Origin of the sequence: Tardiphaga sp. 42S5 (assembly GCF_034044155.1) — a bacterium.
Taxonomy (GTDB): Bacteria; Pseudomonadota; Alphaproteobacteria; order Rhizobiales; family Xanthobacteraceae; genus Tardiphaga; species Tardiphaga robiniae.
Window position 1 is genome coordinate 2,047,539 of the sequence record NZ_CP139027.1, and the last position, 13,416, is coordinate 2,060,954.

General features: G+C 60.7%; 10 protein-coding genes. 6 read left to right on the forward strand and 4 right to left on the reverse strand.

The window, feature by feature from the left end:
- Window positions 1–75 precede the first annotated feature (75 nt).
- Window positions 76–1,014 (reverse strand): LysR family transcriptional regulator, encoded by a 939-nt coding sequence (locus SFY93_RS09530; RefSeq protein WP_320446899.1) that lies wholly within the window; start codon window positions 1,012–1,014, stop codon window positions 76–78.
- Window positions 1,015–1,278: 264 nt separating this feature from the next.
- Between SFY93_RS09530 and SFY93_RS09535 the strand changes: the two genes are divergently transcribed.
- Window positions 1,279–2,490: a glycosyltransferase gene (locus tag SFY93_RS09535; RefSeq protein WP_320446900.1), complete on the forward strand. Its 1,212-nt coding sequence runs from the start codon at window positions 1,279–1,281 to the stop codon at window positions 2,488–2,490.
- A 10-nt stretch (window positions 2,491–2,500) separates the two neighbouring features.
- Here the strand turns inward: SFY93_RS09535 and SFY93_RS09540 are convergent, their stop codons facing one another.
- Together SFY93_RS09540 and SFY93_RS09545 are read right to left on the reverse strand one after the other, a co-directional pair.
- Window positions 2,501–2,923 (reverse strand): hypothetical protein, encoded by a 423-nt coding sequence (locus tag SFY93_RS09540; protein ID WP_320446901.1) that lies wholly within the window; start codon window positions 2,921–2,923, stop codon window positions 2,501–2,503.
- Between the two features lie 95 nt (window positions 2,924–3,018).
- Window positions 3,019–3,699 carry a TetR/AcrR family transcriptional regulator gene (locus SFY93_RS09545; RefSeq protein ID WP_320446902.1) on the reverse strand — a complete coding sequence of 227 codons (681 nt, stop codon included), beginning with the start codon at window positions 3,697–3,699 and terminating at the stop codon, window positions 3,019–3,021.
- A 199-nt stretch (window positions 3,700–3,898) separates the two neighbouring features.
- Between SFY93_RS09545 and SFY93_RS09550 the strand changes: the two genes are divergently transcribed.
- From SFY93_RS09550 to SFY93_RS09560, 3 genes are all read left to right on the forward strand, one after another.
- Window positions 3,899–5,107, forward strand: coding sequence for an efflux RND transporter periplasmic adaptor subunit (locus SFY93_RS09550; RefSeq protein WP_320446903.1), 1,209 nt, complete (start codon window positions 3,899–3,901; stop codon window positions 5,105–5,107).
- 5 nt (window positions 5,108–5,112) lie between these two features.
- Window positions 5,113–8,265 (forward strand): efflux RND transporter permease subunit, encoded by a 3,153-nt coding sequence (locus SFY93_RS09555; protein ID WP_320446904.1) that lies wholly within the window; start codon window positions 5,113–5,115, stop codon window positions 8,263–8,265.
- 89 nt (window positions 8,266–8,354) lie between these two features.
- Window positions 8,355–9,368 (forward strand): NAD(P)H-dependent flavin oxidoreductase, encoded by a 1,014-nt coding sequence (locus tag SFY93_RS09560; RefSeq protein WP_320446905.1) that lies wholly within the window; start codon window positions 8,355–8,357, stop codon window positions 9,366–9,368.
- Window positions 9,369–9,372: 4 nt separating this feature from the next.
- On the opposite strand, the gene SFY93_RS09565 is transcribed toward SFY93_RS09560, so the two are convergent.
- The gene (locus SFY93_RS09565) at window positions 9,373–10,380 is read right to left on the reverse strand and encodes a helix-turn-helix domain-containing protein (protein WP_320446906.1); all 1,008 of its coding nucleotides are present in this window, start codon (window positions 10,378–10,380) and stop codon (window positions 9,373–9,375) included.
- A 206-nt stretch (window positions 10,381–10,586) separates the two neighbouring features.
- Between SFY93_RS09565 and SFY93_RS09570 the strand changes: the two genes are divergently transcribed.
- Entirely contained in the window at window positions 10,587–11,786 is a 1,200-nt protein-coding gene (locus SFY93_RS09570; RefSeq protein ID WP_320446907.1) for a serine hydrolase domain-containing protein, read from the forward strand.
- Between the two features lie 35 nt (window positions 11,787–11,821).
- Complete coding sequence (locus SFY93_RS09575) at window positions 11,822–13,414, forward strand: ABC transporter substrate-binding protein (RefSeq protein WP_320446908.1); 1,593 nt, start codon at window positions 11,822–11,824, stop codon at window positions 13,412–13,414.
- Window positions 13,415–13,416: the final 2 nt, after the last annotated feature.

The window sequence follows — 13,416 nt, forward strand, 5'->3', positions numbered from 1 at the left end:
TCAGAAACAGGACAGAAGATAGCGCGGCGGCGATCTAACACAATTACCCTGTTATACAACAAACATAACATGATGTTATTTTTTACGGACGCGCGAGGCCGGCTTTGCAGCGGCAATTTTGTGAGAGCCGACTGCGCGCATCTCGGTGCGCAGGCAGTCGATGAAATGCTCGATATGCAGTGACAGCGGCGCGCCGCGTTTCACGGCGATGTAGGTATCGAACCGGGTGGGTTCCACGATGCGGATCACCTCGACGCCGGGGTAGCCGCCATGGGCCACCGTGAACTGGTCGATGACCGCGATGCCCAATCCTGCCTTCACCAGGGCGCAGACCGTGGTGCCAAATCTCGCCCGGATGGTGATGTCATATTTGAGTTTATTGCGGGCGAAAATCTCAGCCATGATCCGACCGTAGGGATCATTGGGATCGATGCCGATGAGGGGGTACCGGATGATCTCCTTGGCCGATACCTGCTTGCGACCCGCGAGCTCGTGTCCCTCGGGCACGATGCAGAATAATTCGCCGGATGCCAGCGGCATGAAGTCGAGCCCGGGATGTTCGAGCCGATAGCTCATGGCGACGCAGTCGCCGCGACCGAGCAGCAGATAGTCGATCGCCTCCTCAAGCTTGAGAATGTTGATGTCGATCCGCAGGCCGGGATAACGCCGCCGCACCTGCTCGATGGCGCGTGGCACCATCACCTGCGAGATACTGGGAACTGATCCGATGCGCAGTTCCGACAGTGTTCCGTGGCCGATCTTCGAGATGATCTCGGTGAGATCGTCGACTTTCTTGTAGACACCGTTGATCTGCTCGAAAATATTCTGCGCTTCAGGCGTCGGGAAGTAGCGTCCATTCTGGCGCTGGAAGAAGCGGATGCCAAGCGACTTCTCGGTGTATTTGACCAGGCGGCTGATGCCGGGCGCGGACACATTCAGGAGTTTGGCAGCGCCGCCAATGGTGCCCGTCACCATGACGGCGCGGATCACTTCAACCTGGCGTAACGTCATCATGCGCAAAAACTCTCGTTATGCTGAACGGCGCGGATGGTGCGCCAGAATGCGCGCTCGTCTGCCCTGGATGGACATGGTGCCGACCGCGTCCTGCGAACCGGGTAACATCTTCCCCGGAGATTATCAGAACACATCTGAATTGATTCAATTTTTACCGACAGTTCGCAATCGAATTAACGCAAGTTGTAGGAGTGGATTGTAGAAGGGGCGCATTGGTCTATTTTCAGGTCAGCCCACATTCGTCGTTTCCGCCGTTGAGGTCCTATGCGCGTCGCTGTCGTCCACGATTGGCTCTATACGCTGGGCGGTGCCGAGCAGGTGTTGCGCGAGATATTGCAGTGCTATCCGGAAGCGGATGTGTTCACGCTGTTCGATGTGCTGACGCCGGAAGATCGCGCCAAGATTGGCTTCAAGAAGGCGCGTACCAGCTTCCTGCAGAAGATGCCGTTCATCCGCAAACGTCATCGGTCATACTTGCCACTCATGCCGATCGCGATCGAGCAGTTCGATCTGTCAGGTTACGACCTGGTTATTTCCAGCAGCTATGCGGTGGCCAAGGGCGTGATCACCGGCCCGAACCAGCTTCACGTATCCTATGTGCATTCGCCCATGCGTTATGCGTGGGACTTGCAGCACGCTTATCTGAATGAAAGCGGCTACACCGCTGGCATCAAGAGCGCGTTGGCACGGGCGCTGCTGCACCGGATCCGGATCTGGGACGTGCGCACGGCCCACGGTCCGGACGCCATGCTGGCGAACTCCAATTTCGTCGCCAAGCGGATCAAGAAGGTCTATGGCCGCGACGCCAAGGTCATCTATCCGCCGGTGACCATGTCAAAGCTGCCGCCCGATCTGCCGGTCGGGGACCACTTCCTCGCGGCAAGCCGTCTGGTGCCCTACAAGAAGATCGAAGCCGTGATCCAGGCCTTTGCCGAACTGCCGGATCAGAAGCTGATCGTTGCAGGCGACGGGCCGGATGCGGAGCGGCTGAAGGCGATCGCCGGCCCGAACGTGACGTTTGTCGGCTTCGTCAGTGATGAGAAGCTGCGCGAATTGATGGCGACGGCGCGTGCCTTCGTCTTTGCCGCCGAGGAAGACTTCGGGATCATCGTTGTCGAAGCGGAATCCGAGGGTGCGCCGGTTCTGGCGTTCGGCCGCGGCGGCGCGCGCGAGACGGTCTCGGCCTCCCCCGAATTGCGCACCGGCATGTTTTTCGATTCCAACGAGCCGAAGGCGATTGCGGAATGCGTTCGTGCCTTTGTAGCGAATGAAAGCTCATTTTCGCGTGCTGACTGCCGGATGCAGGCCGAGAAATTCTCGGCTGAGCGTTTCCGCAACGAACTGATGTCATTTGTGAACGACCACATGCGGACATTCAGCGGTGAGCGGCGGCGCAATCGCGATGGCAGTTCGCCGAATGCGGCGGGCTTCAAGCGGCGTTGGAGCGATGCCAAGGATTCCGCCCGAAGCGAATAGGCATCTGCCGTTACGATGACGCCCGCGACGCAGGGCCTTTGTAATCCGGAAACCGCGACAGCATGGCGGTCTTCAGGAACTTGAAGTGCGAGATGCTGACAGCAAGGTCGCGCAACCGGCGCTGGCCGTTTGAAATTTCGGTCTCGAACAGGTCCAGGTGATCGCTGTCGAGCTTCTCCCGCGTCAGATACTCATCGTCCCCATTGCCGAAGGTTACAGCCGCGCGCGCCAGCACATCGTCAACGCGGCGGGTGAGGCCGGCCTGCTCGGCTTCGGCATTGCTGAGTGCGCTATCGAGGGCCGAAAGGACGTAATCCAGCCGTTCGCGATCAGTTTCGGCATCGCGCTCAGCTGAACGCGCCCTGAACTCACGCTCGCCGACAAGGCTGCGAAGATAGTTCTGGGTACGGGCCCGCAGGAACATCTGGAACATGCCGTATCCGGTCCAAGCGCGCGCGGCGGTATGCCGCGCAATGGCGCAGCTTGGCCGATTATGGTGATCAATCGGTTAAGAAATCGGATACCTGATCAGGCAGGCTTGCAGAACATCGCGATCGCCAACTCGATCCGCGTGTTGAGCATGCGCCGGTTGAGGCGATAGCTGTTATCCGCCATCAGCCTGAAGTGATCATTGGCGAACACGATTCCGAGCAGCATTTCGGAGACCTGCTTGATGGGCTGATCGCGCAGCTCGGAGCGGAGTGTCACGCGCTTAAGGGCCTCTACCACGTCCCGGGCGCCCAGTTCGAAGATGACCTCGGCGAAGATGCCGGCGATATCCGGGGAGAGCAGGCGCTCGCTGATGATCAGCCGATGCAGCGCGATCTCGTCGGGCGCCAGCGCTATATCGACAATTCGCTTCAGGGATAGCCTCAACTGGTCGATCGGCGTGCCTTTGGCTTCCGCGTGACCAAAGCGGACTTGCGGCAGGCTGCGCAGCAGCATGGCGCGGAACAGCTCGCTCTTGCTGGCGAACATCTTGTAGAGCGTTTTCTTCGACATCCCGGCCGCACCGGCGATGTCATCCATGGTGGTCGCCGCGAAGCCCTTCAACGTGAAGGTTGCTTTGGCTACCCTGAGCAGATGCTCGGTGCGTTCGTCGGATGGCGAAGCCGAAGTGCTCGATGCGGCAGGACCCGCCGGCGGCAGACGCGTTGCCTGCGACAAAGTGCCATCGCGATTCTTCCTCACACTTGCTGGTGCAACCATTGCGCATCGATCCTGTTAACCGAGGCCGTCTCACAAACGCTTGAGCAGCGACTTCCCCCGCAGTATAGCGCTTGACTTCCCGAAAGGAAACTACCAAGTTTCCTGCACGGAAACCGAAGAGTTTCCACATGTTTCCAACGGCGACGTCGTCCGCGATTTGCGCGGATGCCGGACGCCGTTTTGCATTGGTGAACTGATGATGAGTCTTGGATTTGTGCGCCCTTTCGCCCTGGTTGGCCTGCTGGCGCTCACGGGATGTGGCGAAGCGAAGAAGGAAGCTGCGACTCCGCCGGCACCTGAAGTTGGCGTCCTGGTTCTGAAGACGCGGGAGGCGCCGGTCTCCACCGTGCTTCCCGGCCGGGTCAATGCCTATCAGGTCTCGGAAGTGCGGCCGCAGGTTACGGGAATCCTGCAGAAGCGAAACTTTGTCGAAGGCTCGGAAGTGAAAGCCGGCGATCTTCTCTACGAGATCGACCCGGTTCAATATCAGGCTGCGCTCGAAAGCGCGGAAGCTGCGGTTCTGAAGGCGCAGGCCAATCTCGTGAGCGTGCGGCTGAAGGCCGAGCGCAAGACACAGTTGCTCAAGACCAATGCGGCCAGCCAGCAGGATGTCGATGATGCAGTGGCGACCTTCAAGCAGGGAGAAGCCGATCTGAAGGCCGCCGAGGCCAATCGCGATACCGCGGCAATCGCCCTGGATCGCACGAAGGTAACCGCCTCGATCTCCGGCCGCATCGGAAAGTCGTCGATCACGCCGGGTGCCCTGGTCACCGCGAGCCAGGCCAGCGCCCTGACCACGATCCAGCAACTCGATCCGATCTATGTGGATCTCGATCAATCGACCTCGGAAATGGAGCGGCTGCGCTCGCAGCTTCAGAGCGGTCGGTTGAAGCAGCCGGACGGTCATGTCCAGATCGAGCTGTTGCTGGAGAACGGCAAGACCTACGATCAGAAAGGCAAATACAGCTTCACCGATTCCAGCGTGAATGAGTCGACCGGTTCGGTCAGCACCCGCGCCATCTTCGCAAATCCAAACCGGGCACTCTTGCCTGGCATGTATGTGCGTGCGCGCGTCGTGGCCGGTGTCGATCCCACCGCGATCATGATCCCGCAGCGTGCGGTGTCGCGTAATCCGCTCGGGCAAGCGACCGCCATGTTCGTCGACAAGGACGGCAAGGTCGAGCAGCGCATCATCGAGGTCGCCCAAGCGATCAGCAATAGCTGGCTCGTCGAACGCGGCGCTGCATCGGGCGATCGCGTGATCATCGACGGATTGCAGAAGGTCAAACCGGGCGCCCATGCCAAGACCGTCGAGGTGACCGTCGATCCCGCCACGGGCCTGACCGTCAATCCCGGCAAGCAGGCTGATGCAGGTGCCGACGCTGTGCCGGCAGCCCGCAAGGAATAACGGGTATGTCGCATTTCTTCATCAAACGCCCGATCTTCGCCTGGGTTCTTGCGATTCTGATCATGTTCGGCGGTCTGCTGGCCATTCTCGGGCTGCCGATCGCCCAGTATCCGCAGATCGCACCGACGGTGATCACGATCTCCGCGACCTATCCAGGCGCCAATGCGCAAACGGCGGAGAATTCGGTGACCAAGGTCATCGAGCAGAACATGACCGGTGTCGACTATCTGCAATATATGTCGTCCTACTCGACCTCCACCGGCACCGTGCAGATATCGATCACCTTCAGCAATGAGGCCAATCCCGACATCGCGCAGGTGCAGGTGCAGAACAAGCTGCAGCTTGCGATGCCGCTTCTGCCGCAGGTGGTGCAGCAGCAGGGCCTGCGCGTGGTGAAGTCGTCGTCGAGCTTCCTGATGGTTCTCGGCTTCGTCTCCGAGGACGGCAGCATGACCGCAAGCGACATCGCGGATTATGTGGCGAGTTCGATCAACGAACCGATCAGCCGCGTCTCTGGCGTTGGTCAGGTGCAGTTGTTCGGTGCTGAATATGCGATGCGGATCTGGCTCGATGCTGACAAGCTCGCGAAATACAATCTGATGCCGGGTGATGTGACGGCCGCCATTCAGGCGCAAAATACTCAGGTGACAGCAGGCCAACTCGGCGGTCTCCCTGCAGTGGATGGCCAGCAGCTCAATGCGACGATCACATCACAGAGCCGTCTGCAGACCATCGAACAATTCAATGACGTCATCCTGCGTACCAGCACGTCGGGCCAGACGGTCCGCATCAAGGACGTCGCCCGGGTCGAACTCGGCTCCAAGAGCTATGACGCCGTCGCGCGCTACAATGGCAAGCCGGCGGCCGGCATGGGCATCAGTCTGGCAACTGGAGCCAATGCGGTGGCGACGTCGGAAGGCGTCAAGGCACGCATCAATCAGCTCACGGTGAACATGCCGCCGGGGTTGAAGGTGATCTATCCCTATGACACGACGCCATTCGTGAAATTGTCGATCGAGAAGGTCGTGCACACGCTGTTCGAGGCGATCGTGCTGGTCTTTATCGTGATGTTTGTATTCCTGCAGAGCTGGCGGGCGACCATCATCCCGACTATTGCCGTGCCGGTGGTTCTGCTCGGCACCTTCGGCGTACTGTCGATTGCCGGATATTCCATCAACACGCTGACCATGTTCGCGATGGTGTTGGCAATCGGCCTTCTCGTCGACGACGCCATCGTCGTTGTGGAGAACGTCGAGCGCGTGATGGAGGAAGAGGGCCTGTCGCCGCGCGAGGCGACCGAGAAGTCGATGCACGAGATCACCGGTGCACTGGTCGGCATCGGTGTCGTGCTGTCAGCGGTGTTCATTCCGATGGCCTTTTTCAGCGGCTCTGTCGGCATCATCTATCGGCAATTCGCACTCACCATCGTGTCGGCCATGGTGCTATCGGTGCTGGTGGCGATGATCCTGACGCCGGCGTTGTGCGCGACGATTCTGAAAAAGACCGAGAAGAGTCATGGTCAGAAGCGCGGTTTCTTCGGCTGGTTCAATCGCACTTTCGACCGCACTGCGAGTGGCTATGAAAAGACCACGGGCGCTGTGGTACGGCGGCCCGCCGCTGCCTTGATCGCTTTCGTCGCCGTTGTCGCCGGCATGGTGCTGCTATTCGTCCGGTTGCCGAGCTCGTTCCTTCCCGACGAAGACCAAGGTACGCTCATCTCGCTGATCCAGCTGCCGGTGGGCGCCACCGCCGGCCGCACACTCGACGTGATCAAGCAGGTCGAGCACCAGTTCATGGAGAATGAGAAGGATACGGTGCAGGGCGTGTTTGCGGTGCGCGGCTTCAGCTTCGCTGGGCAAGGCCAGAATGTGGGCCTCGCATTCATCAGCCTGAAGCCGTTTGCGGAACGTGCGGATCACGCGAAGTCGGCACAGGCCATCGCCGGACGCGCGATGGCAGTCTTCTCGAAGATTCGTGATGCGATGGCCTTCACCGTGTTGCCGCCGTCGCTGCCGGGCTTCGGCAACGCCAGCGGATTCGACTTCTATCTGCAGGACTCCGGCGGTGCCGGCCACGAGGAACTGCTGAAGACCCGTAACCAGTTGCTCGGACAGCTCGCAGGCGACAAGCGTGTCGCGCAGTCGCGGCCGAACGGACAGGATGATACGCCGCAATTCAATCTCGATATCGATCAGCCGAAAGCCACGGCGCTTGGCATCAACCTGACCGACCTCAACACGACGCTGTCGGCGGCGTGGGGCGGCTCTTATGTCAACGACTTCATCGACCGCGGTCGCGTGAAACAGGTCTACGTGCAGGGCGACGCGCCGTTCCGGATGGGGACGACCGATATCGGAAGATGGTATGTGCGCAACGGGTCGGGCTCGATGGTGCCGTTCACAGCTTTCGCGAGCGAGAGATGGAGCTACGGCTCGCCGCGCCTCGAGCGTTACAATGGCGTGGCGGCCGTGCAGATCCAGGGACAGGCGGCACCCGGCACCAGTTCGGGCACCGCGATGACAGCGGTCGATGAGCAGGTGAAGAAACTGCCGGCCGGCTATACGCATGAATGGACCGGACTGTCGTTTCAGGAGCGGCTGACCGGCAGCCAGACGCTTTATCTTTATGCGATTTCGGTTCTGATCGTGTTCCTCTGCCTCGCGGCTCTCTACGAGAGCTGGTCGATTCCGTTCGCCGTGATGCTCTCCGTGCCGATCGGTATTCTTGGCGCGCTGGCAGCAGCCACGATGTTCAGCCAGGCCAATGACGTCTACTTTCAGGTCGGCCTGCTCACCACGATAGGTCTGTCCGCGAAGAACGCGATTTTGATCGTGGAGTTTGCCATCGAGCAACAGACGGCGGGCAAGTCGCTGGTCGAGGCGACGCTGCACGCGGCCCGACAGCGTCTGCGCCCGATCCTGATGACCTCGCTAGCCTTCGTTCTCGGCGTGTTGCCGCTGGCGATGGCGACGGGTGCAGGTTCGGCCAGCCAGAACGCCATCGGTATCGGCGTCGCCGGCGGCATGGTCACCGCGACGGTTCTCGGCGTCTTCTTCGTGCCGGTTCTGTATGTGCTGGTGCAGCGCCTGTTTCCGGGCCGCAAGAAGGACGGGAAGGGCCAGGCGCACGAGCATGCAGTGGCATCGCCCGCGGAGTAGCCGTGTCATGCCGGCCATTCCGCCCGGCTTATGGCGGTCGCCGGAGGATTCCGGCTATCCTCCCGATAAAATGAGAGGGATGGAAACAAATGCCACTGACTTCGGGTGACCGCCGCGTGATCAACGACCCCAGTGGCAAAGCGAGTGGTGCGCGATTTGCGAAAATAATTCGACCGCGTCTGTCGGTGCCTTTGGTCGCGGCGCCGATGTTTCGCGTGTCAGGTCCGGAACTCGTTATTGCGGCGTGCAAGGCCGGTGTGATTGGCTCGTTTCCAACGGCGAATTGCCGAACCGATGATGAACTCGATGGCTGGATAGCGCGCATTCTCGGCGCGCTCGAGCCGGACGACGCGCCGTTCTGTCCGAATCTCATCATCCGCCGCGAGAGCTTGCAGGATGATCTGGCGACGGTGATCCGGCATGGCTGCGAGATGGTGATCACCAGCGTCGGACCGCCGGATGCGGTCGTCGGTCCGCTGCATGAGGCAGGCTGCATGGTCTTTGCCGATGTCGCTTCGATCCGTCATGCCAAGAAGGCCATTGCAGCGGGAGTCGACGGTCTCGTCTTGCTGACCGCCGGTGCCGGCGGGCAAACGGGCTGGGTCAACGGCTTTTCCTTCGTGCGTGCGGTTCGCTCGTTCTGGGAGGGGCCGGTCGTGCTGGCCGGCGGTGTGTCGGACGGGCAGGCGGTGTTTGCCGCCGAGGTGCTCGGCTGCGATCTCAGCTATATGGGTACCAAGTTCATTGCCACCGAGGAGAGCATGGCAGTGGACGAGTACAAGCGGATGCTCGTCACGTCCGAGCTTGACGATGTCCTGCTGTCACGGGCTTTCACAGGCCTGGAAACCAATACGCTGGTTCCCTCGATTGTCGCCGCGGGCCTTGATCCGAAAGATCTGCCGACGGACATGACCAAAGAACGCGCCGATGCGCTCTATGGCCGGCAGGCGACGTCCGGGGTCAAGCGATGGCGCGACGTCTGGAGCGCAGGCCACTCTGTCTCTGGTGTTGCTGCAATCGAGCCCGTAGCTACGCTGGTCGCCCGCACGCGCGATGAATATGAGACTGCGCGTGCAGCGACGCGTTACTCGCTCGGCGGCTAGCGCGCTAGGAGTGAAGCATCCGCGCCCGGCGCAGGGTTTCGGACGGCAATTCCGCAAAGTGGCGCTTGTAGTCGAGCGAGAACTGGCTGAAGTGCCAGAAGCCCCACTTCACCGCGATATCGTACACACCGATCTGCTCATCGATGCATTGCTTGAGTTCGCGGCGGACGCGGTTGAGCCGCACCGCTCGGAGATAGTGGATCGGATTGCTGCCGAGCACGTCCTGAAAACAGTAGTTCAGCTTGCGGCGGCTGGCGCCGACGCCCTTGCAGACATCGAGGATCGACATCGGCTCGTCCGGCCGCGCGAGCATCAAGGCGCAGGCGCGTTCGACCAGACGCTTCCGTGCATTGCCACCACGCAGGTCGTCGCAGGGCTGCAGCGTCGGCAACAGATCGATGATCTCTGATAGCAAATTGTCTTCGAGATGCTGACGGGCGGCAACGTCGTCGAGAATCTGCGGTGTCTGCGCGACGATCTGATGCACGTAAATCAGCAACCGCCGGACGCGGTCGATCGCATCCGGGTCCGTTTTCAATTCCCTCAACTGATGCCAGAGACCCTCGGGCAGTTCGATCTGCAAAGCAGCCAGCGTCTTTTCCATCAGCGCTGCGTCCATCACGACGCCACGCAACTCGAACTCCGGCGGTGTGCACATGTCGACTTCTGCATCGAAGCACGTGATGACGTTGCCCGGCGACATGCAGGCGCCGTTGAAATTGATGTCGGTCTGGGTATTCCACGGTAGCGCGATGCCGAAGCTGTCGGAGCCGAGTAGTCCGTATTGGCGCACTTTCTGGCTTGTGGTTTCCCTGAACACCTGAAGTCCGGGCAGCCGTACCTCGGTGAAAGTGCCGCGAAAAGCGCCGCAACTGATCTGATCGTAATCCAGCCGCCAGCGGCCGAGATTGGCGCAATGCGTATCGACGTCATCGCTCGCGGTGTCGAATAGCCAAGAATCCGCAGCTATTGCAGCGCTTCCACCAGCAGAGACATCAGGAGACAACAACATGCCGGATCCACTCTTGGCCGCTCAATCAGGGTGCAGATGTTAATCTAAGCAAAGCCTATGCCAGTCCCGCCGGAAAGGCATGGGCTGATTTTCGGAAGATTTGCCGATTCTTGATAACGGCCGAACCGACCTCCGCAGATGATCCCACGTCCGAACTGCCCGCCGGGTCGGTTCGCCATCATGCTGCAGTGCCATACGAGGTCGAGATGAAGCCAAGTGACGTCATGAAGGGTGCGCCTCCTTCGACCGAGGCGCTGGTGACCCGGTTTAATTGGCGGAAGTACCCCCACAGCCAGTGGAGCTTTCGCAATACGCGGCAGGTGCTGCCGACGGCGGATATCCGACGCTCCTCAACGCCGAGCGCACTGACGTCGTCGGTTCGCGATCTCACCACGGTGGCCTTTGTTGCCGACGGAAAGCAGACAACGGTCGCCGAAACGCTGGCGCAGACCTACGCGGACGGATTGCTGGTGATGCAGCACGGCAAGATCGTCAGCGAATGGTACGGCGAGGGCATGACCCCGCATACGCCTCATCTGGTGTGCTCGGTCAGCAAATCGATTTGCGGCACGCTGGGAGGCGTGCTGGTCGAGCGCGGTCTGCTCGATCCCGATAAGCCGATCGCCCACTACGTTCCTGAAGTAGCCTCATCGGTTTACGGCGAATGCACTGTTCGTCATCTGCTCGATATGACGGTCGCGATCAAATTCGACGAGGACTACGACGATCCGGAAGGAGATGTCGTCAAATATCGCCTCTGCAACGGCTGGGATGTTCTGCCGAATGGTACTGCGCAGGGCGACCAGCGCAGCTTCCTTGCGACGCTGCGGCCCAATGGCGGACCGCACGGCAAGGTGTTTCACTACGTGTCCACCAATACCGACGTGCTGGGCTGGGTCTATGAGAAGGCCTGCGGCAAGCCCTATGCACAGATCCTCTCAGAATATATCTGGGCGCCGATGGGCGCGGAAGACGACGCCTATGTCACGCTCGATACACATGGCGCGTCGCGCTCCGCAGGTGGCATCTGTGCGACGTTGCGCGATCTCGCACGCTTCGGCGAGATGATCCGCAATCGCGGCCTCGCCAATGGAACGCAGGTGGTACCGGGCAGCTGGGTTGATGACATCCATCTCAATGGCGATACGCAGGCTTTCGCCAATGGCGATCTCGCTTTCGTTTTCCCGAGCGGTCGCTATCGCGCCTGCTGGTACACCATCGATCCCGCACGGCTCGATCTGGCGGCCGTCGGCATCCATGGCCAGTGGATCTACATCGATCCCACCACGGATACGGTGATCGTCAAGGTCGCGGCACAACCAAAGCCGATGGATATCGCCATCGACCATCGCTGGCTTGCGGCGTTCCGTGCCATCGGCGAAGCGCTGTCCAAATCTTCCATCTGACGTTTGCGCATCACCCTCATTGCCTGGAGACCGCCATGTTCAATGATTTCAGCCGTCGTTCGTTGCTCAAGGCCAGCGCCGCCGGGCTTGCCGCCGGCATGATGCCGCGCATTGCGCGCGCACAATCAAGCAAGGTCATCCGCGCCGTCATGCACGCGCCGCTCCGCGCTACCGATCCCTTGATCAACACCGCATGGACTGGCCGCAACCACGGCCTCAACATCTACGACACACTGTTCTCCACGGACTCGAAATTCCAGATCCGCCCGCAGATGGTCGAGGCTTATGAGGTCTCTGCCGACAAGCTGACCTATACATTCAAGCTGCGCCCCGGCCTGAAATTCCATGATGGCGCGCCGGTGACGTCGGCCGATGTGATCCCGTCGCTGCAGCGCTGGGCCAAGCGCGACACCATGGGCTCGCGGATGATGGGTTTCGTCGCGGAGCTGAAGCCTGTCGACGAGCGGACCTTCCAGATGGTGCTGAAGTCCCCCTATGGTCAGGTCCTGCAGACACTGGCCAAGCCGTCCAGCATCATGCCCTTCATTATGCCGGCGCGCCTAGCGGCGCAGGCGCCGGATCAGCCGGTGACGGAGTTCGTCGGTTCCGGCCCGTTCCGATTCATCGCGTCGGAGTTTCGCCCGGGCAACCGCGCCGTCTATGAGCGCAACGCGGATTACGTCTCGCGCGACGAGCCGTCCGATGGCCTCGCCGGCGGCAAGATCGTCAAGATCGATCGCTATGAATGGATCAGCATGCCGGACTTCCAGATGGCGGCGAATGCGCTGATCAACAAGGAGATCGATTTTCTCGAAGCAGCGCCGCACGACATCCTACCGTCGCTGATTGCCGCAAAGGACGTTACCGTCGCCGACTACAATCCACTCGGCTTCATGTCGGTGGTGCGCATGAACTGGCTCACGGAGCCGTTCAATAAGCAAGAAATCCGGCAGGCCGTGATGTATGCGAGCGACCAGGCCGACTGGCTCGATGCGCAGGTCGGCAATCCCGAATATTATCAGGCCTCCGCTGCAATGTTCGGCGTCACTACGCCGCTGGCAAGCGAGGTTGGCTGGAACACCAAGCCGGATATTGCGCGCGCAAAGGACCTCCTGAAGAAGGGCGGCTACAAGGGGGAGAAGGTTGTGATGCTGCAGGGTACGGACTCCCCGTTGCTGTCCGGCTCCAGCACCGTCACCGCGCAGAAACTCCGTGCCATCGGCATGAATGTCGAGGTACAGACCATGGACTGGGGCTCGCTGCTGGCGCGCCGCGTCAAGCAGGATTCGACCGCCAATGGCGGCTGGTCGATGACCCATTGGGTCACCACCACGACTGAACTCATGAACCCGCTGGCCAGCACGGTGCTGGACACCCGCGGGAAGAATGGCGGCTTCTTCGGCTGGCCGGAAGACACCGAGATCGAAAGCCTGCGCAACAAATTTGCGCTAGAGCCGTCTGCAGATGCGCAGAAGGCCGTCGCCGAGGCGATCCAGAAGCGCGCCTATGATGTGATGACGCATATTCCGGGCGGCCAGTTCCGCCAGCCGGTGTCACACAGCAAAGCGCTCAAGGACATCGTGAGGGCGCCGGCGCCGCTGTTCTGGAACGTCGAGAAGACGGCATAACA